Annotated in this window: 23 protein-coding genes and 1 tRNA gene; 21 read left to right on the top strand and 3 right to left on the bottom strand. The window is 58.2% G+C overall.

Annotated elements, in window-relative coordinates; all coding sequences use genetic code 11:
- Positions 1 to 74: 74 nt before the first annotated feature.
- From rpmE to C4N23_RS01645, 13 genes are all read left to right on the top strand, one after another.
- Positions 75 to 275, top strand: a complete 201-nt coding sequence (gene rpmE, locus C4N23_RS01705) for a 50S ribosomal protein L31 (protein ID WP_005926533.1) — start codon at positions 75 to 77, stop codon at positions 273 to 275.
- 193 nt (positions 276 to 468) lie between these two features.
- Complete coding sequence (locus C4N23_RS01700) at positions 469 to 1,212, top strand: ABC transporter ATP-binding protein (protein ID WP_112143615.1); 744 nt, start codon at positions 469 to 471, stop codon at positions 1,210 to 1,212.
- A complete protein-coding gene (locus C4N23_RS01695) occupies positions 1,209 to 2,081 on the top strand; it encodes an ABC transporter permease (RefSeq protein ID WP_055187949.1) in 873 nt (290 codons plus the stop codon). Before C4N23_RS01700 ends, C4N23_RS01695 begins: the two co-directional genes overlap by 4 nt.
- 16 nt (positions 2,082 to 2,097) lie before the next feature.
- The gene (locus C4N23_RS01690; RefSeq protein ID WP_112143613.1) at positions 2,098 to 3,540 is read left to right on the top strand and encodes a DUF7088 domain-containing protein; all 1,443 of its coding nucleotides are present in this window, start codon (positions 2,098 to 2,100) and stop codon (positions 3,538 to 3,540) included.
- Between the two features lie 7 nt (positions 3,541 to 3,547).
- Positions 3,548 to 4,405, top strand: coding sequence for a DUF4340 domain-containing protein (locus tag C4N23_RS01685; protein ID WP_112143611.1), 858 nt, complete (start codon positions 3,548 to 3,550; stop codon positions 4,403 to 4,405).
- 293 nt (positions 4,406 to 4,698) lie between these two features.
- Positions 4,699 to 5,739 (top strand): spermidine/putrescine ABC transporter ATP-binding protein, encoded by a 1,041-nt coding sequence (gene potA, locus C4N23_RS01680; protein WP_055187955.1) that lies wholly within the window; start codon positions 4,699 to 4,701, stop codon positions 5,737 to 5,739.
- Positions 5,740 to 5,751: 12 nt separating this feature from the next.
- The gene (locus C4N23_RS01675; RefSeq protein ID WP_097838732.1) at positions 5,752 to 6,567 is read left to right on the top strand and encodes an ABC transporter permease; all 816 of its coding nucleotides are present in this window, start codon (positions 5,752 to 5,754) and stop codon (positions 6,565 to 6,567) included.
- Positions 6,567 to 7,415: an ABC transporter permease gene (locus C4N23_RS01670; RefSeq protein ID WP_112143609.1), complete on the top strand. Its 849-nt coding sequence runs from the start codon at positions 6,567 to 6,569 to the stop codon at positions 7,413 to 7,415. The genes C4N23_RS01675 and C4N23_RS01670 overlap by 1 nt, the downstream gene beginning before the upstream one ends.
- Positions 7,416 to 7,420: 5 nt before the next feature.
- The gene (locus C4N23_RS01665; protein ID WP_112143816.1) at positions 7,421 to 8,653 is read left to right on the top strand and encodes an ABC transporter substrate-binding protein; all 1,233 of its coding nucleotides are present in this window, start codon (positions 7,421 to 7,423) and stop codon (positions 8,651 to 8,653) included.
- Between the two features lie 62 nt (positions 8,654 to 8,715).
- Positions 8,716 to 9,459 carry an acyl-[acyl-carrier-protein] thioesterase gene (locus C4N23_RS01660; RefSeq protein WP_112143607.1) on the top strand — a complete coding sequence of 248 codons (744 nt, stop codon included), beginning with the start codon at positions 8,716 to 8,718 and terminating at the stop codon, positions 9,457 to 9,459.
- Positions 9,460 to 9,966: 507 nt separating this feature from the next.
- Complete coding sequence (locus C4N23_RS01655; protein WP_055187963.1) at positions 9,967 to 11,481, top strand: IMP dehydrogenase; 1,515 nt, start codon at positions 9,967 to 9,969, stop codon at positions 11,479 to 11,481.
- 180 nt (positions 11,482 to 11,661) lie between these two features.
- Entirely contained in the window at positions 11,662 to 13,179 is a 1,518-nt protein-coding gene (locus tag C4N23_RS01650) for a nicotinate phosphoribosyltransferase (protein ID WP_055187965.1), read from the top strand.
- A 75-nt stretch (positions 13,180 to 13,254) separates the two neighbouring features.
- Positions 13,255 to 13,338 (top strand) — tRNA-Leu (locus tag C4N23_RS01645).
- A 153-nt stretch (positions 13,339 to 13,491) separates the two neighbouring features.
- Here the strand turns inward: C4N23_RS01645 and C4N23_RS01640 are convergent.
- Complete coding sequence (locus C4N23_RS01640) at positions 13,492 to 14,349, bottom strand: tRNA 2-thiocytidine biosynthesis TtcA family protein (RefSeq protein WP_112143605.1); 858 nt, start codon at positions 14,347 to 14,349, stop codon at positions 13,492 to 13,494.
- 18 nt (positions 14,350 to 14,367) lie between these two features.
- Positions 14,368 to 15,495 carry a cysteine desulfurase family protein gene (locus C4N23_RS01635; RefSeq protein ID WP_112143603.1) on the bottom strand — a complete coding sequence of 376 codons (1,128 nt, stop codon included), beginning with the start codon at positions 15,493 to 15,495 and terminating at the stop codon, positions 14,368 to 14,370.
- Positions 15,496 to 15,849: 354 nt separating this feature from the next.
- On the opposite strand from C4N23_RS01635, the gene C4N23_RS01625 reads away from it, so the two are divergent.
- The 5 genes from C4N23_RS01625 (at position 15,850) to C4N23_RS01605 (ending at position 19,646) form a co-directional block, all read left to right on the top strand.
- Entirely contained in the window at positions 15,850 to 17,211 is a 1,362-nt protein-coding gene (locus tag C4N23_RS01625) for a uracil-xanthine permease family protein (protein ID WP_112143599.1), read from the top strand.
- Positions 17,212 to 17,351: 140 nt separating this feature from the next.
- Positions 17,352 to 17,903, top strand: coding sequence for an NADH peroxidase (locus C4N23_RS01620; RefSeq protein WP_055187975.1), 552 nt, complete (start codon positions 17,352 to 17,354; stop codon positions 17,901 to 17,903).
- A 114-nt stretch (positions 17,904 to 18,017) separates the two neighbouring features.
- Positions 18,018 to 18,770 (top strand): heparan-alpha-glucosaminide N-acetyltransferase, encoded by a 753-nt coding sequence (locus C4N23_RS01615; RefSeq protein ID WP_242983693.1) that lies wholly within the window; start codon positions 18,018 to 18,020, stop codon positions 18,768 to 18,770.
- Positions 18,771 to 18,954: 184 nt separating this feature from the next.
- Entirely contained in the window at positions 18,955 to 19,377 is a 423-nt protein-coding gene (locus C4N23_RS01610; protein WP_055187979.1) for a flavodoxin, read from the top strand.
- Positions 19,378 to 19,481: 104 nt separating this feature from the next.
- Complete coding sequence (locus C4N23_RS01605; RefSeq protein ID WP_242852766.1) at positions 19,482 to 19,646, top strand: DUF1540 domain-containing protein; 165 nt, start codon at positions 19,482 to 19,484, stop codon at positions 19,644 to 19,646.
- An 84-nt stretch (positions 19,647 to 19,730) separates the two neighbouring features.
- Here the strand turns inward: C4N23_RS01605 and C4N23_RS01600 are convergent, their stop codons facing one another.
- Positions 19,731 to 20,345: an HAD family hydrolase gene (locus C4N23_RS01600; protein ID WP_055187983.1), complete on the bottom strand. Its 615-nt coding sequence runs from the start codon at positions 20,343 to 20,345 to the stop codon at positions 19,731 to 19,733.
- A 134-nt stretch (positions 20,346 to 20,479) separates the two neighbouring features.
- Between C4N23_RS01600 and C4N23_RS01595 the strand changes: the two genes are divergently transcribed.
- The 3 genes from C4N23_RS01595 to rpsB all read left to right on the top strand — a co-directional run bounded on the left by C4N23_RS01595 (position 20,480) and on the right by rpsB (position 23,772).
- A complete protein-coding gene (locus tag C4N23_RS01595; protein WP_055187985.1) occupies positions 20,480 to 20,773 on the top strand; it encodes a PRC-barrel domain-containing protein in 294 nt (97 codons plus the stop codon).
- A 128-nt stretch (positions 20,774 to 20,901) separates the two neighbouring features.
- Positions 20,902 to 22,854 carry an LTA synthase family protein gene (locus C4N23_RS01590; RefSeq protein WP_112143597.1) on the top strand — a complete coding sequence of 651 codons (1,953 nt, stop codon included), beginning with the start codon at positions 20,902 to 20,904 and terminating at the stop codon, positions 22,852 to 22,854.
- A gap of 201 nt (positions 22,855 to 23,055) precedes the next feature.
- Positions 23,056 to 23,772, top strand: a complete 717-nt coding sequence (gene rpsB / locus C4N23_RS01585; RefSeq protein WP_097838720.1) for a 30S ribosomal protein S2 — start codon at positions 23,056 to 23,058, stop codon at positions 23,770 to 23,772.
- Positions 23,773 to 23,783: the final 11 nt, after the last annotated feature.

Raw genomic sequence — 23,783 nt, 5'->3', positions numbered from 1 at the left:
TTGAAGGTTGTGATGGGCACATACATTTATAATATGGCCCCAATAAGTCAGAACCAGAAATGAGGTGAAAAAGAATGAAGCAGGGTATCCATCCGAATTACGTTGACTGCACCATCACCTGCGCTTGCGGTAACGTCATCAAGACTCGTTCCACCAAGCCGGAGATCCACGTCGAAGTTTGCTCCAAGTGCCATCCTTTCTACACTGGTAAGCAGAAGCTGGTTGACACCGGCGGACGTGTTGAGCGCTTCAACAAGCGTTTCGGCCGTAAGTAATTTACAGGTCTTTCAAAGCGTCGTCTCCTTTGCGGAGGCGGCGCTTTTTTGTGCATCTGCGCGGAAAAGTGCGGAAAAGGAGTCCTTGCGAATCTTACACACGGTTCCCTTATTTTGAACACATTTCCGGACTAAAATAAACCAGCGATCTAAAATTTTGGGTTCTGCACGGCCCTTGAGAGGAGCGTTCTTTGTGATCGAAGTTTCACACCTTACCAAAACGTATGGCCGACACCTTGCGGTGGACGATGTTTCATTCACCGTGGAGGATGGGCAGATCTGCGGTCTGCTGGGGCCGAACGGTGCGGGCAAGTCCACTATCATGAACATTCTGACCGGCTACCTGTCCGCTACCGGCGGCCTTGTCACGGTGGCGGGGCACCCACTGCCGGAGGAAGCCGATGCCGCCAAGGCGTGCGTGGGCTACCTGCCGGAGCAGCCGCCGCTCTACCCGGAGATGACGGTGGAGGAGTATCTGCTCTTCGCGGCCGAGCTCAAGGGTGTGAAGCGGGCCGACCGGAAGGAACAAGTGCGGAAAGCGGCCCATCGGACCGGGCTGGATAACGTGATGCCCCGGCTCATCCGCAGCCTGTCCAATGGCTACCGGCAGCGGGTCGGCATTGCACAGGCCCTGCTGGGCAGCCCGAAGCTGATCATCCTCGACGAGCCCACGGTCGGCCTTGACCCCGCACAGGTGGTCGAGATCCGCAAGCTCATCCGGGAGCTGGGCAAGGCGCACACCGTCATCCTGTCCAGCCACATCCTGAGCGAGGTGCAGGCCGTCTGCCAACAGGTGCTGATCCTGTCCAAGGGGAAGCTGGCGGCATCCGGCACGCTGGAAGAGCTGACCGCCGGAGACCGGAGCCTTGAGGAAGTCTTTATGGAGCTGACGGGCGGAAATGCCGAGGAAGAAACAGGGGAGGAGGAAGCGGAATGACAGCCATCTTCAAGCGGGAACTCCGCAGCTATTTTCACGGGATGCTGGGCTATGTGCTCACGGCCTTTCTGCTGGCCTCGTCGGGCATCTATTTTCTGGCGCTGAACCTCGGCTATGGGCTGACGGATTTCGGCTACTACACGTTATACCGCACGATTTTCATGCTGCTGCTCTACATCCCGGTGCTGACGATGCGTTCGCTGGCCGAGGAGCGCCGCAGCCGCACCGACCAACTGCTGCTGACCAGCCCGGTCCCTGTCTGGGGCATCGTGCTGGGCAAGTTCTTTGCCATGTGCGCCGTCTTTGCGCTGCCCTGCCTTATGGATGTGGTCATGATCCTCATCCTCTGGGCGCTGGGCGGCACTGTCCCGGCACTTGCCGCCAATTTTGCCGCGTTGCTGTGCTATTTCCTGCTGGGCTGTGCAGCCATCGCTATGGGGGAGTTCCTCTCCGGCCTGACCGAAAACCCCATCATCGCGGCGGTGGCGGGCTTCTCTGTGCTGCTGCTGGCCTACATGATGCCCAGTCTCCGCAGCCTGTTCAACGCGGGCAGCGCTGTGGCGCTGGCGGTCTTCACGGCCATTGCGGGAGCGGCTTCCCTGATGGCCGGGCTGCGCACCCGGAGCTTCATCCTCGGCTGCCTGACCTTTGCGGCCCTCTGCCTTGGGTTGACGGGCCTGTTCCTTTTGCAGAGCGCATGGCTGACCGAGGCTTTCAGCGCAGTGCTGAGCGTCCTATGCTTTTTTACCCCCTTTGAGGATTTCGTCAACAACAGTTTCTCCCTCCCGACGCTGGTCTATTACCTGACCGTGACGGGAATGTTCCTGTTCTTCACGGCGCAGAGCATCGAGAAGCGCCGCTGGAACTGAAAGGAGGGGCAGAGCAATGAAATTTTTGAAATCGAAAAAATCCGCGTCGGACGGAAAAGTGTTCCGCAGCGGCCTGTATTCTGCTGCCATTACAGCAGCGGTGATCGCGGCGGTGGTGCTGCTGAATCTGCTGGTGCGGGCCATCCCGTCCAAGTACACCGAATTCGACCTCTCGGAGGCTGGGCTCTACACCCTCGGCGACAGCTCCAAGCAGGTGGCACGGGAGCTTTCGCAGGATGTGACCATCTACTACCTCTGCGAGACCGGCAATGAAGATCAGATCATCTCCAAGCTGCTGGATAAATACGCTGCCGAGAGCAGCCACATTACGTGGGAGCTGAAGGACCCGGCAGTCTACCCCACCTTTGCGGCCCAGTACGGCGCACAGGAGGCCTCTTCCGGCAGTGTGATCCTCGTTTCCGGGGACCAGAATGTTGTGCTGGATGCATCCGACCTCTACGATTACGACTACTCCGACTACTACACCACCGGAACCTACAGCGTGACCTTTGCGGGCGAAAACGAGATCACCTCGGCCATCTACCGCCTGACCAGCGGGGAGCAGAAGCACGCCTACTACACCACCAACCACGGCGAGCAGACCCTGACCGACACCCTGACCGATGCGCTGGAAAGCCAGAACCTTTCCCTTACGGCGCTGAACCTGCTCTCCAGCGGCATCCCGGAGGACTGCGACCTGCTCATCATCAACAACCCCGCGCAGGATCTTGCCTCGGCGGGCAGCCTTGTGGACGAGATGAGGCTGCTGCGCAGCTATCTGAGCAGCGGCGGCAAGGTGCTGCTGCTGACCGATTCCTATTATAATACCCCCAACCTCGACGCGCTGATGGCGGAGTTCGGTCTGACTCGCACCGAGGGTCTTGTGGTGGAGGGAGACGCCAACCATTCTATGAACGGCTACCCCTACTATCTGCTGCCAGACTACACCAGCCCCACCGAAACCACCGCGCTGGACGGTGTGGACACCAGCCGCCATGTGCTGCTGCAGATGGCGCAGGGCATCACCCTGACCGAGACGGACAACATCGTTTCGGAAGCGCTGCTTACCACCTCCAATTCCGCCTACAGCAAAACGGCGGGCTACGAGATGGTCACCGCCGATAAGGAAGACGGCGACCTCGACGGCCCCTTCGCGCTGGCAGCATATGCCCGGAATGAGACCACCGAGGCGGAAGTGATCTGGGTCAACTGCGGCAACATGGACAACGAAGCCGCCTATCAGGTCGTGCCCGGCAACTGCACCTTCCTGCAGGGCTGTGCCGCCTCGCTGGCGGGTCAGGTCAGCACGGTACTGATCGACTCCAAGGCGCTGGAAGCGGCTCCCATCTCGGTCTCCAGCAGCGTTTCGGCGGTGCTGGGGCTGACGTTCATCGTCATCCTGCCCGCCGCGCTGCTGGCGGTGGGCGCGGTGGTCGTGGTGCTGCGGCGCAGAAAGTGAGGCCTGCATGAAAACAAAACAGCGCACCCTGCTGGGGCTTCTGGTGCTGGTCCTGCTGCTGGGCGGGGCGCTGGCCCTGCTCACCCGGCAGAACCAGAAGGCGGAACAGGCCGCCAGCGAAGCCGCGCAGGGAACCATCCCGCTGTCCTCCTTTGCGGCGGACGATCTGACGGAGATCGTGGTCACCTACAACGGCGAGACCAACACCCTCCACTCTGCAGACGGCGGCTGGACACTGGCCGAAGATCCGGCCTACCACCTCGACGAAACGTCCTGCAATACGATGCGCACGGCGCTGGCCGCCCTGAATGCCAAGCGCCAGCTGACCGAAGAGCCGGGTGAAGACTACGGTTTCACCGCCGATTCGCTGATCGTGACGGTCACGGCAGCGGGGGAAACGAACACCTTCACCTTTGGGGCGGAGAATGCAGCCACCGGGGACATCTACCTGAAAAAAGCCGGGGATGATGCCCTTTATACGGTGGTCGGCACAAAGGCGTCCTGCTTCGAGGTGCGAAAAACGGACCTCTTCGGAGCATTCAATCCGGCGGGGCTGACGAGCTCGGCCATTGAAGCGGTGACGCTGACGAAAAACGGTGAGACCCTCACCCCGGAGCTGACCACCGAACTCCTTTCGGCCCTCAGCAGCTATGTGACCTCCCAGACGACGGACGGTGACCCCGCCGGAAGGAAGGAGCTTGCCGCCGCTGTGGTCCAGACAGCCGACAGCACCAAGACCCTGACCTACTATGAGGGCATGGACAACTACTACCTGACCGTGGCGGGGGACACCTCGCTCTACACGGTAGACGGTTCCACGGTCCAGACTATCCTTGCCGCGGACGCTGCGGCAGCGGATTCGTGAAACAAAAGTTCATCCAATGGTCGTTTTTGCGCCCGGAGGTTTCCTGTACAGGGGCCGCCGGGCTTTTCTATGCTCCGCGCCGGTTTTTTCCGATTTCGTAAAGTTTGGGCAAACTGTGTCAGAGTGATTGACATTTGCACACAAATTGTATAAGATAGACACGATAGGGGAGAGGACCCTGCGCAAAGCTTGCCGTTCTTTGGCGCGGCGTGGGGACGATCACCCCGGTACGAGGGATGGGGCAACGGCCCTGTCTTTTTTCGTATCTGAGTTTAAGGAGGATTTGGTATCATATGGACAACTCGGTGATCGTATCCCTGCGGGATATCGTTGTGGAGTTTGACGGCCAGCGGATTCTGGACGGACTGAACCTCGATATCCACGATAAGGAATTTGTCACGCTGCTGGGCTCTTCCGGCTGCGGTAAAACCACGACCCTTCGCCTGATCGCGGGCTTTCTGGAACCGAACTCCGGCAAAGTTCTGCTCAAAGGAGAGGACATCACGGGCGTGCCGCCTTATAAACGGCCGGTGAACACGGTGTTCCAGAAATACGCGCTGTTCCCGCACCTGAACGTCTTTGAAAACGTGGCATTCGGTCTGCGCCTGAAAAAGATGGACGAAGAGACCATCCGCCGCAAAGTGCGCGATATGCTGGAAGTCGTGGGCCTGAAAGGCTTTGAGCGCCGCAGCATCGGCCAGATGTCCGGCGGCCAGCAGCAGCGCGTGGCCATCGCCCGCAGCCTTGTCAATGAGCCGGAGATCCTGCTGCTGGACGAGCCTCTGGGTGCGCTGGACCTCAAGCTGCGCAAGGAGATGCAGTTGGAACTGAAGCGTTTGCAGCGCGAGATGAACATCACCTTTATCTATGTCACCCACGATCAGGAAGAGGCGCTGACCATGTCCGATACCGTCGTCGTCATGAACGGCGGCAAGGTGCAGCAGATCGGCACCCCGGAGGATATCTACAACGAGCCGAAGAACGCCTTCGTTGCGGACTTTATCGGCGACTCCAACATCGTGGACGGCGTGATGCACCGTGACTTTCTCGTTTCCTTCTCCGGCGTCGAGTTCCCCTGCGTGGATCGCGGCTTTGCGCGGGAACAGAGCGTGCAGGTCGTTGTCCGCCCGGAGGACATCGAAGTGGTCTCCCCCATGGAAGGCCAGCTGGTCGGCGTGGTCAACGACGTTATCTTCAAGGGCGTCCACTTTGAGATGCACGTGGAGTGCGAAGGCCGGGAGTGGCTCATCCATTCCACCCGCGCCTGTACGCCCGGCGAGACCATCGGCATGAAGATCGGCCCCAACGAGATTCACATCATGGCGCGTTCTTGAGGTGATGCCGAAATGAAGATCTACGATAAAAAGCTTGCGTATCCTTATTTCGTATGGATGACGCTGTTCACGGTGGTGCCGCTCATCATCGTGGTGTACTACGCCCTGACGGATGCGGACGGCAATTTCACGCTGGACAATCTGCTCTCCATCAGCGGCTACGGCTCGGTGTTCGCCCGCAGTCTGCTGCTGGCCCTGATCGCGACGGTCATCTGCCTCATCATCGCCTTTCCGGTGGGCTATTTCCTCTCCCGGCTGCGGGTGAACAAGCAGCACATCATGCTGATGCTGGTCATGCTGCCCATGTGGATGAACTTTCTGCTCCGCACCTATGCGTGGATGGGTCTGCTCAGCACGAACGGCCCGGTCAACGCGGTGCTTGGCTTCTTCGGCCTTGGACCGTTCAATATGCTGAACACTTCCGGCGCGGTGGTGCTGGGCATGGTGTACAACTACGTGCCCTATATGATCCTGCCGCTTTACACCAGCATGACCAAGATCGACCAGAGCATCGTGGAGGCGGCGCAGGACCTTGGTGCCTCCACCACCCAGACCCTGCTGCGGGTGCTCATCCCCATGAGCGTGCCCGGCATCAGCACCGGTATCACGATGGTCTTCGTCCCGGCGGTGTCTACCTTCGTCATTAGCCGGATGCTGGGCGGCGGTTCCAACCTGCTGATCGGCGATCTGATTGAGATGCAGTTCCTTGGCAACAGCTACAACCTGAACGTCGGCTCGGCCATGAGCCTTGTGCTGATGATCATCGTTCTGCTCTGCATGAGCTTTACCTCTAGCTTTGATGAGGATGAGATGGAGGGTGTGTCCTGATGAAAACAAAACATCTTCGCCTGATGCAGCGGGTCTATATCATCCTGTTTTTCTGCTTCATGTATCTGCCCATCGCGTATATGATCGTGTTCAGCTTCAACCAGAGCAAGGGCTACGCGCTGTTCACCGGCTTTACGCTCAAGTGGTACACCAGCCTGTTCCATAACGCTTCCATCCTGCGGGCGCTGGCCGTCTCGCTGGAAGTGGCGCTGGCTTCGGCGGTCATCGCCACCATCCTCGGCACAGCGGCTTCGCTGGGAATTGCGTCCATGGGCCGCAAGAGCCGCCTTGTGGTCACCAACATCACCTATATCCCGGTGGTCAACCCGGAGATCATTACCGGTATCTCGCTGATGCTGCTCTTCGTGGCATACCAGCGCTTCGCAGCCCACACCGAGCTTTTGCCCGACAGCATCATGGGTCTGCCCACGCTGCTCATCGCGCATATCGCGTTCAATGTGCCCTATGTCATCTTCAACGTGTCCCCGAAGCTCAAGCAGCTGGACATCAAGCTGTATGAGGCCGCCCTCGATCTTGGCTGCGACCCGAAACAGGCCTTTTTCAAGGTCATCCTGCCGGAGATCAGCCCCGCCATCCTGTCGGCCTTCCTCATCTGCCTGACGTATTCCATCGACGACTTCATGATCTCCTACTTCAACTGCGGCACAGTCGAGACCCTGCCCATCGCTATCTACTCCATGACCCGTAAGAAGGTCAGCCCGGAGATCTACGCCCTGTCTACCATCATGTTCGTGGTCATCCTGTCCATCATCCTGATCTCTAACGCGATGGAAAGCCGCGGGTACCGCCGCGACCAGAGGGCACTGAGAGGGGAGGACGTGGCATGAAACAGATGAAACGCTTTGCGGCGCTGCTGCTGACGGCGGTCCTTGCCCTGAGTCTGCCGCTTTCGACGCTGGCCGCCGGGACCATCGAGGTCACCGAGGACGTCTCCGTGACTGACACCTACGACTGGACCCGCTTCAAGGGAAAGAACATTACCCTGAACGTCTACAACTGGGGCGAGTACATCTCCAACGGTTCGGACGACAGCGTGGACGTGGTGTCAGCGTTCCAGAAGCTGACCGGCATCCATGTCAACTACACCACCTTCGACTCCAACGAGTCCCTTTACGCCAAGCTCAGATCCGGCGCGGCAGATTACGATGTGATCATCCCGTCGGATTATATGGTGGCGAAGATGATCTCGGAAGGGATGCTGGCAAAGCTCGATTATGGCAACATCCCCAACTTCCAGAACATCGACGAGGAGTACCGCAACGCCGATTATGACCCCACCAACGAGTATTCGGTGCCCTATATGCTCTGCACCACCGGCATCATCTACAATACCACCATGGTGGACAAGGCTCCGACCAGCTGGGCTGACCTGTGGGATGAACGGTATTCCGGCAATATGCTGATGTTCAATAACAGCCGCGATGCCTATGCCATCGCCGCTTTTGCTACCGGGAACAGCATCAATCCCCAGTCTACCGAGGAAGTGGACGAGGTGGTCGAGAAGCTCAAGAGCCAGAAGCCCCTTGTTCAGGCCTACGTCATGGACGAGATCTTCGATAAGATGATCGGCGGCGAGGCAGCCATCGGCGTCTATTACTCCGGCGACGCCATCACCATGATCGACGACAACCCCGATCTGGCATGGGTCTTCCCGGAAGAGGGCAGTGTCCTCTCGGTGGACAGCATGTGCATCCCCGCCACCAGCGAAAACCAAGAGGCCGCCGAAATGTTCATCAACTTCATGTGCGAAGTGGACATCGGCAAGGCGAACGCCGAGTATATCGGCTACACCACCCCCATGCAGGCCGTGTGGGACGTGCTGGACGAGGATCTGAAGTACAGCGAGATCGCTTTCCCCTCGGAGGAGATCGCCGAAAAGGAGAAGGTCTTCACCGACCTGAGCGACGAGGTGAACAGCGAACTCGACGTCAAGTGGAGCGAGATGAAGAGCTACGATGAGGGCGGCAGCGGCGTTATTTTCCTGCTGCTCCTCCTTGCCATGATCGCGTTGGCGTGCTTCAACATCTGGCGGAAGCTGCGCAAAAAATCGCGCAATATGTATTGACCCCATACAGGCTGCGCCTCCCTTGGTGCGGCCTGTTTTTGATTGAAAAGGAATGTTTGACAATGGAACTGAATCACTTCACCGAGACCTTCACCGTTCTGAATGCGGACGGCGACTTCCGCCGGATGCTCAAGCCCAGCGCCCTGTTCCGCTACGTGGAACAGGCGGCAGCGGATCACGCCCGCGCCTATGGCATGGACGACGCTTTTTTTGCCGCCCGCCACACAGCCTTTCTGGTGGGCAAACAGGCGGTGGAGATCTACCGGATGCCCACCCGTGGCGAAAAGGTCACGCTGGATACGGCCTGTGAACCCTGCAAAAAAGGCTCCATGAAGCGGATCACCCATCTGCGGGACGAGGCGGGCCGTGAGCTTGCCATGGTGGACTGCCGCTGGATCGTGGTGGATACCGAGACGGAGCGCATCCTGCGCCAGCCCAGTTGGTGCACCCCCAACTACGAGAATGATACGTTGGAAGGGGAGCTGCCTCAGCTCGTGCACAAAACGAGGGACTTGACCTTTGCGGGCAATTGGACGGCCCACTATTCTCTGTGCGACCTGAACGGCCATGTAAACAACTCCTGCTATCTGGACATCGCGTGCGACGCGCTGCCGCTGGAAGTGCTCCGCAAAGGCCCTCTGCGCTTCGCCTCCATCAAATACCACCGCGAGATCCCCATGGGGGCCGAGGTGGTGGTGTCCTATGCCCCGTCGGCGGATGGCTGGTATGTGGTGGGCCGCCGCGAGGAGCACATGGCATTTGAATGCTATCTGGAGTTTGCCGACGAAGGGGCACAAAAGGTCTGAAAAAAGAATTACAAAAGATTTACAATTTTCTTTGCAAAAACTCTTGCAAAATGGTTTCAAAAGAGTTACAATATGGTTACAGAAAGCGGTAAGACGCTTCTGAGTGAAATCTTTTTCTTCTTGTTATCCGTGGATATCGGGTGCGCCGCCCATCCTCCTCCGGCTGTACTCCTTCGCAGCTGCTGGCCGCGCACCGCACAGGCGGTATCCTCGCTTCGTGTGCAGAAAAGCTCGCCCTTCGGGGCGGGCTTTTTTGCACCTCCGGGGCTGCGGTGAGAGCAAAAAAAGCAGATTTCGGGAATAAAGTGTTACTTTCCGTCATTTTCTTAGACAAAGTGTCTGGTTTTCGCGAGGAGTCATTTGGAAAGTTTGTTTTGCAAAATGCTTGCGTTTGTGCCGGTTTGTGTTACAATAAGTGCAAGCAATTTTAAGCATGTTCCAAGCACATTAGGTGAAATGAATTTGCCGCCGTTTTGACGGGCTGCACGAGAGAAAAGGAGTTTGAGTATGGCTTATTTCTATGAAGAACCTTCCCGCACCTTTGGCGAATATCTGCTGGTTCCGGGGTATTCCTCCGCAGAGAATATTCCTACGGCCGTCAGTCTGAAGACCCCGTTGGTCAAGTACCGCAAGGGTGAGGAAGAGTGCCCGCTGGAAATGAACATCCCCATGATCAGCGCCATCATGCAGTCGGTCTCCGGCGATAAGCTGGCCATCGCACTGGCTCGTGAGGGCGGCGTTTCCTTTATTTACGGTTCTCAGAGCATCGAGAACGAGGCCGCCATGGTCCGCCGCGTGAAGAGCTACAAGGCCGGTTATGTCGTTTCCGACTCCAATCTGGCCCCCACTGCCACCCTGCACGACGTGCTGGAGCTGAAGGCCCGCACCGGCCACTCCACCATCGCTGTTACCGCCGACGGCACCCCGGGCGGCAAGCTGCTGGGTATCGTGGCCTCCCGCGATTACCGCGTCAACCACACCCCGGATGATGCTCCTGTCACCACCTTCATGACCCCCATCGAGAAGCTGGTCACCGCACCGGAAAACACCTCCCTGCATGACTGCAACAACATCATCTGGGACAACAAGATCAACACCCTGCCGCTGGTGGACGCCGAGGGCAACCTGAAGTACTTCGTTTTCCGCAAGGACTACGATTCCCACAAGAAGAACATCAACGAGCTGCTGGACAAGAATAAGAGCTACGTCGTCGGCGCGGGCATCAACACCCGTGACTATGCCCAGCGTGTGCCCGCACTGGTGGATGCCGGTGTGGACGTCCTCTGCATCGACTCTTCCGAGGGCTATTCCGAGTGGCAGAGCCGCACGATCGGCTGGATCCGCGAGAACTACGGCGACACCGTGAAGGTCGGCGCGGGCAATGTCGTGGATGCTGAGGGCTTCCGCTTCCTTGCCAAGGCTGGCGCAGACTTCGTGAAGATCGGCATCGGCGGCGGTTCCATCTGCATCACCCGCGAGACCAAGGGCATCGGCCGTGGTCAGGCCACCGCTGTCATCGAGGTCGCCAAGGCTCGTGACGAGTACTTCAAGGAGACCGGCATCTATGTGCCCATCTGCTCCGACGGCGGCATCGTCCACGATTATCACATCACCCTCGCGCTGGCCATGGGCGCGGATTTCGTTATGCTGGGCCGCTACTTTGCCCGCTTCGACGAGAGCCCCACGAACAAGGTCCGCATCAACGGCCAGTATATGAAGGAGTATTGGGGCGAGGGCTCCAACCGCGCCCGCAACTGGCAGCGGTATGACCTCGGCGGCTCCACCAAGCTGAGCTTCGAGGAAGGCGTGGACAGCTATGTTCCTTACGCCGGCCCCCTGTCCGACGGTGTCCAGACCACCCTGTACAAGGTCAAGAGCACCATGTGCAACTGCGGCGCACTGTCCATCCCCGAACTGCAGCAGAAGGCAAAGCTCACCGTCGTTTCCTCCACCTCCATTGTCGAGGGCGGCAGCCACGACGTTGTGCTGAAGAACGCCACCCCGAATATCATCAACGGTTGATCTGAACCGACTGCAAAAAGCCGCTTCCGGACGCTCCGGAGGCGGCTTTTTGCTGCTTTCGGAAAAAAGATTTGACCCACTTGTGCCGGAATTTTACAAAACCACTTGCACCCGCACGGGAAAGATGCTATCATGATACAAACACCCTGTCATGACAGGGCAGAAGAGAGGAAAACCGTCATGGACGAGATCAAAGTTATTCCGTATATTCCGGATGAAGATTATGATAACCCCGCAATGGTCGTGGATTTTTACGAGTTCACGATGGCCAACTGCCTGTTCCTGCATGGCTTCAAGAATACGACGCTGGTGTTCGATATGTTCTTCCGCAAGAACCCGGACAATCAGGGCTATTCCATCAGCGCCGGCCAGCGCAAGCTGACCCGCTTTTTGCTGAACTATCACTTCAACGAGCAGGACATCCGCTGGCTGCGCACCAAGGGCATGAGCGAGGAATTCTGCGAGTATCTGCGCACCTACAAGTGGAAGGGCGACATGTATGCTCTGCCGGAGGGCACCGTCTGTTACCCCCATGTGCAGATGGTTCGCATCGAATGTGATCTGGTCGGTGCGATCCTGATCGAGACCTACCTGCTCCAGACCATGAACTTCCACAGCCTCATCGCCACGAAGGCTACCCGCGTCACCGGCCTGAACACCCATACGCCCCGCAGCGTCATGGAGTTCGGCACCCGCCGCGCACAGGGCGAGAGCGCGGGCAACGACGGCGCTTATGCGGCGGTTCTGGGCGGCTGTATCGGCACCGCCAACTGCTTGGCTGAGATGAAGTACGGTTCGGACGTCAAGGCCGTCGGCACCGTGGCCCACAGCTTTATCGAGTTCTTCCCGACCGAGTTCGACGCCTTCAAGGCTTTTGCGGATACTTACCCGGATTCCGTCAGTCTGCTGCTGGATACCTACAACATCATGGAGAGCGGTCTGCCCAACCTCATCAAACTGGACGACTACCTCATCGAAAAATACCCCAACGACCCCAACCGCCGCGTGAAGAGCGCCCGCATCGATTCCGGCGACTTGGCCCGCGGTTCCAAGCGTCTGCGCAAGGCGCTGGATGCAGCCGGGAAGCCCTATATCAAACTGGTGGCCTCCAACGGTCTGGACGAAAAGAAGATCGCCAACATGGAGCTGTATGAGCACGCCCACTTCGACTCTTACGGCGTCGGCGAGAACCTCATCACCTCCGCGTCCGACCCCGTCTTCGGCGGCGTGTACAAGCTGGTGGCGGTCAAGCGCCCGGATGGCAGCTATCAGCCCAAGATGAAGTGCTCCGATTCCGCCAGCAAGGCCATCATCCCCGGCAAGAAGATGCCGTGGCGTCTCTACGACGAAAACGGTCAGGCCCAGTGTGACCTGATCGCGATGGACGGCGAGGAGATCGAAGCCGGGAAGCCCGTCACGATGGTCAACCTCGACTCCGACGCCATTGAGCGCACCGTGACCATCACCCCCACCAAGGTCAAAAAGCTGTTGGTGCCCCACATCCTGAACGGTGAATTGGCCATCGAGCTGCCTTCCATCGCAGAGAAAAAGGCCTACATCGCAAAGCAGCTCACCGACGAAACGTGGGAGAGCGAGCTGCGCTTGGAGTGCCCCCACAAGCACTATGTCAACATGACCCCCGCCGTCGCCGAGTGCCGCTCCCGTATGTATGCCGAGCTGCATGGCGGCAAAGTGTAAGCTTGACAAAACCGCGTTTCTATTGTATGATATGAACTGCCGCTTGCAGCTGCTGTGGGCGGCAGTTCTTTAGGTGCCACTGTGGTGAAATTGGCAGACACGAGGGACTTAAAATCCCTTTCTGGAGACAGAGTGCGGGTTCAAGCCCCGCCGGTGGCATGAAAAGCTCCACAATCGTGCGCGAAAAGCGTGCTGTTGTGGGGCTTTTTGGATGTTTACATCGACTGGATTTTGCATTATAATTTATTTGGGTAACAAATAAAACCGGCAAAGCAGAACAAACTGCCTTGCCGGTTTTGGCATAAAGAGGACTTATTGTCGCTCTTCCATCTCATGAAACCGCTCTAGGAAGCTATGCTCGACACCCTCGGACTTATAGCCCGGCATGGTGTCCAGTGCAACGGCGTGGATGCTGCGGAAGATGCTGTTTTCGATGTTGGGGTTGTCGCGCTTGAGGCGGCGGAGCAGAATTTTGGTCTCCTGCCGCTTGGAACCGCCGCCGCCGTTGTCGCACATGGTGCAGTTTTCGGTAAAGCGGCAGGCGCACTGAATGAACTCAAGGTCGTTGTAGCGCTTCCACGCCAGAATATCCTCCTCGCGGATGCAGTACATCGGGCGGATGAGGGTCATGCCGGGGAAGCTGGTGCTGTGGAGCTTGGGGGGCATGGCTTGGAGCTGGGAACCGTAGAACATGCTCATCACGGTCGTCTCGATGACATCGTTGAAGTGGTGGCCCAGCGCGATCTTATTGCAGCCCAGCTCCTTGGCTTTGCTGTACAGGTGGCCGCGGCGCATCCGGGCGCAGAGGTAGCAGGGGTTCTTCTCGGTGTTGTTGGCCACCGAGAAGATGTTGCTCTCGAAAATGGTCACGGGGATGTGGAGCAGTTCGGCGTTGGATTCGATCTTCTGGCGGTTGATCTCGTTGTAGCCGGGGTCCATCACGAGGAAGACCAGCTCAAAGGGCACATCGCTGTGCTTTTGCAGCTCCTGCATGAGTTTGGCCATCAGCATGGAGTCCTTGCCGCCGGAGATGCAGACGGCGATCTTGTCGCCCGCTTGGATCAGCTCGTACCGCTTGACGGCCACGATGAAAGGCGTCCAGAGTTCCTTGCGGTATTTTTTGATGATGCTGCGTTCGATCAGTTGATAAGGTTCGAGTTCGCGTTTCATGATTTCTCCTTGTATCGTTCAGTGTGCGGCGGTCAGCTGCTGGCAGCAGACGTCGAACATCTGTAAAAATTCCTGAATCTCGGCTTCCGTGGTCAGGTGGCTTAGGCTGATGCGCCACGACGAAAGGGCGTTGCGGCGATCCCGGCTGACGGCGAAGACGGCGCGGGAAGGCAGACCATCCGACGAACAGGCCGATTTGACCGAAACGCAGACCCCGTGGGCGTCCAGTTCCCGCTGGAAAACGGTGCCCTTCACATTCTGGACGCTGAGATTCAGGATGTGAGGGATGGCGTGTTCCGGGCTGTTGATCCGGACGTCCGGGCGTTGGCTCAGCGCGGCGCGGAGTTCGGCATTCAGCTTCTGCACATGAGCGGCGCGCTCCGGCAGCTCGTTCACGGCCAGCTCCAGCGCCGAGGCAAGGGAAGAGGCCAGCGCGACGGTGGGGGTGCCGCTGCGGTAGATGGTGGTGCTCTCGCCGCCGTGGATGAGAGGTTCCAGCGCCAGATTCCGCCGTTTGAGCAGCAAGCCGATGCCGTTCAGGCCGTAGAATTTGTGGGCCGTCAGGCTCATGGTGTCCACCCCTTCGAAAGAGACGGGGATCTTGCCCACGGCCTGTGTGGCGTCCACATGCAGGTGGCAGTTGGGGTGATCCTTCAGGATCTCGGCGATTTTGTCCACCGGCTGCACGACGCCGAGTTCACTGTCCACAAGGGTGACGGCCACGGCGATGGTGTCCGGGCGGAGCAGATCTTTCAAATGCTCCAGATCAATGGTGCCGTCCCGCTGGATGTCTACAAGGTCGATCTCGCAGCCCTGCTCCTGCAAAGCGGTCAGCGTGCCGCTGACGGAGGAGTGCTCCAGCGGAGTGGAGATGATGTGCTTGCCCACATGGCGGGAGAGCCGCACCAGCCCTTTGAGCGCAAAGTTGTTGGACTCGCTGGCGCCGGAAGTATAGATGACCTCGGCGGGCTGAACGCCCAGCAGCGAGGCGATTTTCATCGTGGCGGCGTCGATCTCTGCCTTGGCGGCTGCCCCCGCCTGATGGTGGGAGTTCACGTTGCCGATGCAGCTGCGCTCCACCGTACAAAACCGGTCGAGCACGCGGGGGTCGGCCGGGGTATTGGCTGAATAATCCAGATAGATCATAATGCTCCTTCAAATCTCAATCCATTTAATAGGTATTATTATAGTGCTCCGCTGGCCGGATTTCAAGATGCCGGGCAAAAATGCCGCCGGGCGCCGGGAAACCCCGAAAAAAGAAGGCGAATTTAGGGATATTGCCAAAAAGTTGGAAACCGGTTGCGCGGCGGAGCGGTTTCTGCTATACTCTATAAAGTCAAAACGGGAAGGGGAGAGAGCGATGCGTGGTTCAACTTTGCGGAGCACACGGTCGTCTTTTCTGTTCCCGTTGATGTTCATTTCCCAAAAATCTGAGGCACTGACGCTTTCGGGCGGCAATGCCTCTTTTTTTGGGCAGAAACGAAGGGAGGACTCATTTTCATGAGTGAAAAAATCGACTACTCCAAGGGCATTTACGACGCGCGCCAGCTGGGCACGGGCCGGATGCTGATCCTCGGCGTGCAGCACATGTTCGCCATGTTCGGTGCCACCGTTCTGGTGCCGCTGCTCACCGGCTTAAGCGTTTCCACCACGCTGCTGTGCGCCGGTCTGGGCACGCTGCTGTTCCACCTGATCACCAAGGGCAAGGTCCCGGCCTTCCTTGGCTCGTCCTTCGCCTATCTGGGCGGCTTCTCCATCGTGGCCCCCATGCTGGCCGATGCCAACGGCAACCTGACCGTGGTCAACACCAAGATGCTGCCTTACGCCTGTGCGGGCGTGGCTTTCTCCGGCGTGCTGTATCTGGTGGTCAGTCTGCTGATCTCCACCTTCGGCATCCGCCGCATCATGAAGTTCTTCCCGCCGGTGGTCACGGGCCCCATCATCATCTCCATCGGCCTGATCCTTGCCCCCTCCGCCATCACCAACTGCCAGTCCAACTGGCTGCTGGCCTTTGTGGCGCTGGGCACGGTCATCGTCTGCAATATCTGGGGCAAGGGTATGGTCAAGATCCTGCCCATCCTGATTGGCGTTCTGGTGTCCTATGCGGTGGCCCTCGTGACCGGTGCAGTGGACTTCCAAGCCATTGCCGCCGCCGATTGGCTCGGCATCCCGCTGCATAAGAGCGCCATGGGCCTGTTCGCCATCGACGGCAGCCCGGAGTTCATCAGCGCCCTCTTCACCATCCTGCCCATCGCGTTGGCGACCATGATGGAGCATGTCGGTGACATCGCTGCCATCAGTGCCACCGTTGGCCACAACTATATCAACGACCCCGGCCTGAACCGCACCCTGATGGGTGACGGCCTTGCCACCACCATGGCCGGTCTGCTGGGCGGCCCGGCCAACACCACCTACGGCGAGAACACCGGTGTTCTGGCCCTGAGCCGCATCTACGACCCGCTGGTCATCCGCATCGCCGCAGTGCTGGCCATCATCCTGAGCTTCAGCCCCAAGTTTGAGGCCGTCATCAACACCATCCCCACCGGCATCATTGGCGGTATCAGCTTCGTGCTTTACGGCATGATCTCCGCCATCGGTGTCCGCAATGTGGTCGAGAACCGGGTGGACTTCACCAACAGCCGCAACCTGATCGTGGCAGCCGTCATTCTGGTGTCCGCGCTGGGATTCAACTCGGTGGGCGGCTTGACCTTCATGGTCGGCAGTGTGTCCATCAACCTGTCCGGTCTGGCCATCTCCGCCATCGTCGGCATCCTGCTGAATGCCATCCTGCCCGGCAACGATTATGAGTTCGATGCAGCCGACGGCACCGACGCTGCAACCAGCGGCAACCTGCAGGTGTAAACAAAGTGTTAAATAGGAATAATTCTCAAAATTATACTTGACTAACCTAGGAATGATTGCTATAATTAGCTCAGAAACCAAGGCCGCCGGTACCAGAGGCGAGCCAAAAGAATTACTGAGAAATTATGGAGGTCTATCTTATGAAAAAGTATGTCTGCACCGTTTGTGGTTATATCGCTGAAGGCACCATCCCTGAGCAGTGCCCCGTTTGCAAGGCTCCGGCTTCCGCATTTGTTGAGAAGACCGGCAACACTTATGTGACCGAGCATGTCGTCGGCATCGGCAAGGCCGAGGGCGTCCCGCAGGAGATCGTCGATGGTCTGCGCGCAAACTTCGAGGGTGAGTGCAGCGAGGTCGGCATGTATCTGGCCATGGCCCGTGTCGCAGAGCGCGAGGGCTACCCGGAGATCGCTGAGGCTTACAAGCGCTATGCTTACGAGGAGGCTGACCACGCTTCCCGTTTTGCTGAGCTGCTGGGCGAGGTCGTCACCGACAGCACCAAGAAGAACCTGATGATGCGTGCTGAGGCTGAGTGCGGTGCATGTGCCGGCAAGATGGATCTGGCCAAGAAGGCAAAGGCTCTGAACCTCGATGCCATCCACGATACCGTTCACGAGATGGCGAAGGACGAGGCTCGTCATGGCCGCGGCTTCGAGGGTCTGCTGAAGCGCTATTTCAACGTCGAGCTCTAAAACGATCATTCCAAAAGCTGCTGTGTGGCATTTGCTGCACAGCAGCTTTTTTGCTTGACGCCTTTCCTTACATGGCGTACAATGGACAAAAAACGCAAAGGATGAATTCATTTTATGAACCAGACTTCCACCCGTTACGCACTGCTGGACGAGCTGCGCGGGCTCGACCTCATCAGCATGATGCTCTACCATGGCACATGGGATGCCGTTTATCTGTTCGGCGTCGCAGTGCCGTGGTATGCGGGCACGCCGGGGCGTCTGTGGCAGCAGAGCATCTGCTGGGGATTCATTCTGCTGTCCGGTTTCTGTCTGCCGATGGGGCATCACCCCGTCAAGCGCGGCGCAGTGGTCTTCGGGGCCGGGGCGCTGGTCACAGCCGTGACGCTGCTGTTCATGCCGGAGAATGTCGTCTTATTCGGCGTGCTGACCCTGCTGGGTTCGGCGATGATCCTGACCGGGCTGCTGGAAAAGGCCCTGCAAAAGGTTCCGCCGGTAGCGGGCTTTCTTGTCAGCTTTGCGCTGTTTGCGCTGACCTATCACACGATGAACGGCTACTGGGGCCTTGGGGCACTGCGCTGGCTGCTGCCGCGGAGCCTGTACGCAAACTGCTTTACAGCCTATCTGGGCTTTTACCCCCTCGGCTTTTTCTCCACCGATTACTTCCCGCTTCTGCCGTGGCTGTTTTTATTCTGGGCGGGATTCTACCTTTATCATCTCATCGGGCGGGAGCGGATGAAACCGCTGCGCCGATTGGTCTGCCCGCCGCTGGGGTGGCTGGGGCGGCACTCGCTGGTGCTGTACCTGCTCCATCAGCCGGTCATTTTCGGAGTGATGACGGTGGTGTTTTCCCTCCCGCAGCTGCTTTGAGCAGGGAAGTGGAAAAATCTGCAAAAGAGCCTTGACAAGACGGGTAAGATGTGATATCTTATCGTTGGTTAGAAAAGCCTAACCGTGAAGATGCGCGTTCTGTGGTTGTCAAACAGGACTGCGCAATTTCTTGGGACAAAAAGTTAGAATATACTAACCAATATGGAAAGAGAGGTTCATCCTTATGAGCAAAGTAGCAATCGTATTCTGGAGCGCAACCGGCAACACCGAGACCATGGCAAACTGCATCGCTGAGGGTGCTGGCGCTGCCGCAGCCATCGTTCCCTGCGGCGAAATGGACGCAGCAAAGCTGGGCGAGTATGACGTGGTGGCATTCGGCTGCCCCGCAATGGGCGCTGAGCAGCTGGAGGAGAGCGAGTTCGAGCCGATGTTCGCTTCTCTGGAAGGCTCTCTGAACGGCAAGAAGGTGGCCCTGTTCGGTTCTTACGGATGGGGCGACGGCCAGTGGATGCGCGATTGGTGCGAGCGTGCCAAGGAGGACGGCGCGGTTCTGTTCAGCGAGGAAGGCCTGATCTGCAACGAGACCCCGGACGACGACGCACAGGCTGCTTGCCGCAAGCTGGGTGCTGATCTGGCCGCATGGTAAGCGTTTGCTCTTGAAAGCAAAACGGGAAGCCAAGGCAGAAAAATAAAGCTGCATAATCTCTTTGAAATGGGGCATCCTAGAAACATCCCAAACAAAGAGGTGAGATGAAAATGGAAAATACCGGTGTGATTTGTGATGTCTGCGAGTGCCGTCACAACGTGGAAAGCTGCAAGTGCAGTCTGCCGCAGATCAAGGTGACGGAGCACTGCTCCTGCACGACCCAACAGGTCGAAACGCCGCACTTCTGCCAGAGCTACGAGGAAAAGTAACCCCTAAAGCGCATTTCTCCGCGGCAAAAACGCCCTGCTCCGTGTCAAAAGCGACATGGAACAGGGCGTTTTGCGTGCGGGAGATCAGCGGACGACCACGTTGCAGGTGGCAAGGCTGCGCACCAAGGTGCCGACGCTGTCCTTCATCTGGATGCCGGTAAAGCCGAGCTGGAATGCGGCCTGAATGTTGTCCAGCCGGTCGTCGATGAAGACACTTTCCTTCGCCTTGAGGCCGTATTTGTCCAGCAGAGCCTGATAGATGCGGGGGTCGGGTTTGTTGATGTGGACCTCGCAGGAGGCCACACCGCCGTCAAAAAGGCCCTTCATGTCCCGCTCCATCAGCAGATCGAGCACATCTTCCGGGATATTGCTCAGGTAATAAACGCAGTAGCCGTGGCTCTTGAGCTTCTGCACCAATTCCTGCATCCGGCGGCGGGGGCGCAGGATGTGCATCCAGTCATCCAGCACACCCTGAACCTCAAAGGCGCGGCCCTGCTCCTTGGCGCGGGCCAGCATCCGCTGGTTGGCCTCAAAGCGGGTGATAAGCCCGGCGTCCAGCAGTTTCCACTCCTCGCTGCCAAAGGTCAGTTGGTACACCTGCTCCTCTACGTCGGCATTGCAGAAGCGGTCCACCAGATACTCCTTGGGATCAAAATCGACCATAACGCCGCCAAAATCAAATACGATGTTTTTGTACATTGCTCGTACCTCTATCTTTATGGTTTGCATTTCCAATGGTTTCCAACTCCCAGTATAACACAACAGCCCGGTCTGCATCAAGCGCCGCCGCCCCGCATACCATAAAACAGAACAGAAACGGGGAGGGGAGACGGATGACGTTCCGGGAGCTTTGTGCCAAAGAGGTCGTGCAGCTTTCCAACGGGGCTTGTCTGGGCAAGGCAGACGATTTGGAGCTGGACCCCCAGACGGCCCAGATTCAAAGTTTGCAGCTGCTGGGGCGGCCCCGGTTTTTCGGGCTGCTGGGGCGGGACGCGACGCTGACGATCCCGTGGGAGGAGATCGATAAGATCGGCGTGGATGCCGTTTTGGTCCGCACCGAACTGCCGCCGCCCGAACCGAAACCCGCCTCCTTCTGGCAGACGCTGCGGCATTGGCTGGATGGATGAAAGTTTTTCATCTGCTTTTCTTGGATTGGGGTTTGATTTTGCGGAAAACAGGATTATAATAAGGGACTGTGGGCACTTTTTGCCCCGGCAAACCAAACTCTCTCAGGAAGTGAAAGGAACTTTCTTATATGAAACATCGCGCATCCGACACTCCGGTACCGCTTCATGCGCTGCGGCTGGTGTTCCCGCCTGTCGTCACGCTCCTGATCTTGGTGCTCACGGAGTGGATCGCCCGCGGCAGCCTGACCGCGGACACCTTTACCCAGTACATTTTTCCCCATGGGGAAGCCTACCTGCTGGCATGGGGGCTGTTGTTCCTCGTCTGGCTGACCGTGGATTGGCTGACCCGCTTCGCCCCGCTGGCAACGCTGATTGCGGCCATTCTCGGCTGCGTCCCGGCGGCGGTCAACTTCTACACCCTGCAATTGCGGGGCGAGCCCTTCCTGCCGTGGGACCTGACGCAGGTATCGGAGGCGGCGGGCGTGGCCTCCGCAGCCGGTATCCACATCCAGACCAGCATGGTCGTTTCCATCGTTCTGGTCCTGCTGCTGCTCGCAGCCTCCTTCTTTTTATACCGTGGCCGAAAGAAGGCGGGCTGGAAGTTCCGCATCCTCGGCTTTGCAGCCAGTGCGGCGGCGACCTGTGCGCTGATCTTTGGCGTCTTTTTGCAGCCGACCGTGACCCAAACCATCGGGATCATGCCCGACGCATGGATGCAGGACCGCTATTACCGCTATTACGGCGTCATCACCAGCTTCCTGACCAACCTCACCAATTTGGAGATCAGCAAGCCCGAAGGCTACTCGGAAGAAGCCGTTGACCAGATCCTCGATGACACCGCTGCGGCAGAGAAATACACCACGTCGCCCCTCTACCCGGACTCCTACGGAGCCACGACGCCCGCCGACGAGACGGAGCAGCAGCCGACCATTATCTATGTGATGGACGAGTCCTATTGGGACGTCTCGGAACTGGAGCAGTACGGCTTTGCCTTCGACACCGACGTTTCCGCCAACCTCCATGCCTTGCAGCAGACCAGCGCCTATGGCCGGGCCTACAGCCCCAGCTTCGGCGGCGGCACCTGTGATGTGGAGTTCGAGGCACTGACCGGCTACTCGGTCTCCTATCTGCCCAACGGCAGCAAGCCCTACCAGCAGCACGTAACGAAGCCTATATTCTCTCTGCCGAACTACCTCAAGACGCAGGGCTACCAGACCGCTGCGGTCCACTGCTTCTGGGCAAAATACTGGAGCCGCGACACGGCCTACCCGAACCTCGGCCTTGACACCTTTGTCAGCTTGGAAAAGATGACCCACGTCAACAAGGTGCGCAGGCACTACTGGACCACCGGCCTTGTCACCGACGATTCCATGGCCGACCAGATCATCCAGCAGTACGAGAAGATGAAGTCCTCGTCCGACGCGCCGGTCTTCCTCCACGCGGTCACGATGCAGAACCACACCAATTATAATAAGGACAACTACCCGGACGACCAGCGGGTGAAGGTGCTGAATGCCCCATCCGGCATCAGCCGCAGTACGCTGGGTGCCTTGGAGGACTTCGCCACCGGCATCCGGGACGCCGACGCGATGCTCGGCAAGCTGACCGAATACTTCTCGCAGGTGGACGAGCCGGTGATCCTCGTGTTCTGGGGCGACCACTACAACCCCATCGATTCCAACTACGATGTCTTCACCAAGAGCGGCTACGCCAGCGATTCCAGTGCGGACCCGAAGCTTCACCAGACCACGCTGCTCATGTGGTCGAATTACACCGACAAGCCAGTGGATCTCGGCACCATTGCGGCTTACGATATCTCGCCGGTGATGATGAACATTTACGGCCTGAAGTCCCCGCTCTACTTCCAGTACCTGACCCGCCAGCTTCAGGCGGCCTACCGTTCCAACACACGCGGCACCATCCTGAACCGGGACGGCACCACCACCCAGACGCCCAGCGCATTGCAGCAGACGTGGAGCACGAACCACTGGCTGCTCCAATACGATCTCATGTTCGGCAAGGGCTACGCCCTCAGCCGGATGGGAATGGAGGACCTTGGCAGCAGCCAGAACAGCAAATAAGAGAAAAGTGCAGAATCTTTTTGTAAAAAACAGAGAAAACCTCTTGCAACGGTCTCTTTTTTGTGCTATTATTATTCAGCATTACACACGTATCACTATGCCCTTTTGTGCCCATCCGGGTGGAGGGCAGTCGGCCCCGTCCGATACGGTGCGCCGATCACGGTGTACGGAGGCAAAACAATATTTGGAGGTATTTTTACTATGGCAGTCGTTTCTATGAAGCAGCTTCTCGAAGCAGGTGTGCACTTCGGTCACCAGACCCGCCGCTGGAACCCCAAGATGGCGAAGTATATCTTCACCGAGCGCAACGGCATCTATATCATCGATCTGCAGAAGACCGTTAAGAAGCTGGATGAGGCTTACAACTACGTGAAGGAAGTTGCAGCTGAGGGCGGCGATATCCTGTTCGTCGGCACCAAGAAGCAGGCTCAGGAGTCCATCCGTGACGAGGCTCTGCGCTGCGGTATGCACTATGTCAACGCTCGCTGGCTGGGCGGTATGCTGACCAACTTCCGCACCATCCGTAAGCGCATCGACCGCATGGATCAGCTGGCTAAGATGAAGGAGAACGGCACCTTCGAGCTGCTGCCCAAGAAGGAAGTGGCTAAGCTGGAGCTGGAGATGGAGAAGCTGGACAAGTATCTGGGCGGCGTCAAGAACATGAAGACCCTGCCGAAGGCTATGTTCATCGTCGATCCTCACAAGGAGCGCATCGCTGTTGCTGAGGCCCGCAAGCTGAACATCCCCATCGTTGCTATCGTCGATACCAACTGCAACCCCGATGAGATCGATTACGTGATCCCCGGCAACGATGACGCAATCCGCGCTGTCAAGCTGATCGCCGGCGCTATGGCTGACGCTGTTCTGGAAGGCAAGCAGGGCAATCAGGAAGCTCCCGCTGAGGAAGCAAACGCCTGATTATTCCGTAT

This window comes from Faecalibacterium hattorii (assembly GCF_003287455.1).
Classification (GTDB): Bacteria; Bacillota; Clostridia; order Oscillospirales; family Ruminococcaceae; genus Faecalibacterium; species Faecalibacterium hattorii.
This window is presented reverse-complemented; position numbering and strand designations above follow the sequence as displayed.

Bases quoted from the DNA above. Each gene is read 5' to 3' on its own strand.
- rpmE (WP_005926533.1), top strand. From the start codon at position 75: ATGAAGCAGGGTATCCATCCGAATTACGTTGACTGCACCATCACCTGC.
- C4N23_RS01695 (WP_055187949.1), top strand. From the start codon at position 1,209: ATGACAGCCATCTTCAAGCGGGAACTCCGCAGCTATTTTCACGGGATG.
- C4N23_RS01690 (WP_112143613.1), top strand. From the start codon at position 2,098: ATGAAATTTTTGAAATCGAAAAAATCCGCGTCGGACGGAAAAGTGTTC.
- C4N23_RS01685 (WP_112143611.1), top strand. From the start codon at position 3,548: ATGAAAACAAAACAGCGCACCCTGCTGGGGCTTCTGGTGCTGGTCCTG.
- potA (WP_055187955.1), top strand. From the start codon at position 4,699: ATGGACAACTCGGTGATCGTATCCCTGCGGGATATCGTTGTGGAGTTT.
- C4N23_RS01675 (WP_097838732.1), top strand. From the start codon at position 5,752: ATGAAGATCTACGATAAAAAGCTTGCGTATCCTTATTTCGTATGGATG.
- C4N23_RS01670 (WP_112143609.1), top strand. From the start codon at position 6,567: ATGAAAACAAAACATCTTCGCCTGATGCAGCGGGTCTATATCATCCTG.
- C4N23_RS01665 (WP_112143816.1), top strand. From the start codon at position 7,421: ATGAAACGCTTTGCGGCGCTGCTGCTGACGGCGGTCCTTGCCCTGAGT.
- C4N23_RS01660 (WP_112143607.1), top strand. From the start codon at position 8,716: ATGGAACTGAATCACTTCACCGAGACCTTCACCGTTCTGAATGCGGAC.
- C4N23_RS01655 (WP_055187963.1), top strand. From the start codon at position 9,967: ATGGCTTATTTCTATGAAGAACCTTCCCGCACCTTTGGCGAATATCTG.
- C4N23_RS01650 (WP_055187965.1), top strand. From the start codon at position 11,662: ATGGACGAGATCAAAGTTATTCCGTATATTCCGGATGAAGATTATGAT.
- C4N23_RS01640 (WP_112143605.1), bottom strand. From the start codon at position 14,349: ATGAAACGCGAACTCGAACCTTATCAACTGATCGAACGCAGCATCATC.
- C4N23_RS01635 (WP_112143603.1), bottom strand. From the start codon at position 15,495: ATGATCTATCTGGATTATTCAGCCAATACCCCGGCCGACCCCCGCGTG.
- C4N23_RS01625 (WP_112143599.1), top strand. From the start codon at position 15,850: ATGAGTGAAAAAATCGACTACTCCAAGGGCATTTACGACGCGCGCCAG.
- C4N23_RS01620 (WP_055187975.1), top strand. From the start codon at position 17,352: ATGAAAAAGTATGTCTGCACCGTTTGTGGTTATATCGCTGAAGGCACC.
- C4N23_RS01615 (WP_242983693.1), top strand. From the start codon at position 18,018: ATGAACCAGACTTCCACCCGTTACGCACTGCTGGACGAGCTGCGCGGG.
- C4N23_RS01610 (WP_055187979.1), top strand. From the start codon at position 18,955: ATGAGCAAAGTAGCAATCGTATTCTGGAGCGCAACCGGCAACACCGAG.
- C4N23_RS01605 (WP_242852766.1), top strand. From the start codon at position 19,482: ATGAAAATGGAAAATACCGGTGTGATTTGTGATGTCTGCGAGTGCCGT.
- C4N23_RS01600 (WP_055187983.1), bottom strand. From the start codon at position 20,345: ATGTACAAAAACATCGTATTTGATTTTGGCGGCGTTATGGTCGATTTT.
- C4N23_RS01595 (WP_055187985.1), top strand. From the start codon at position 20,480: ATGACGTTCCGGGAGCTTTGTGCCAAAGAGGTCGTGCAGCTTTCCAAC.
- C4N23_RS01590 (WP_112143597.1), top strand. From the start codon at position 20,902: ATGAAACATCGCGCATCCGACACTCCGGTACCGCTTCATGCGCTGCGG.
- rpsB (WP_097838720.1), top strand. From the start codon at position 23,056: ATGGCAGTCGTTTCTATGAAGCAGCTTCTCGAAGCAGGTGTGCACTTC.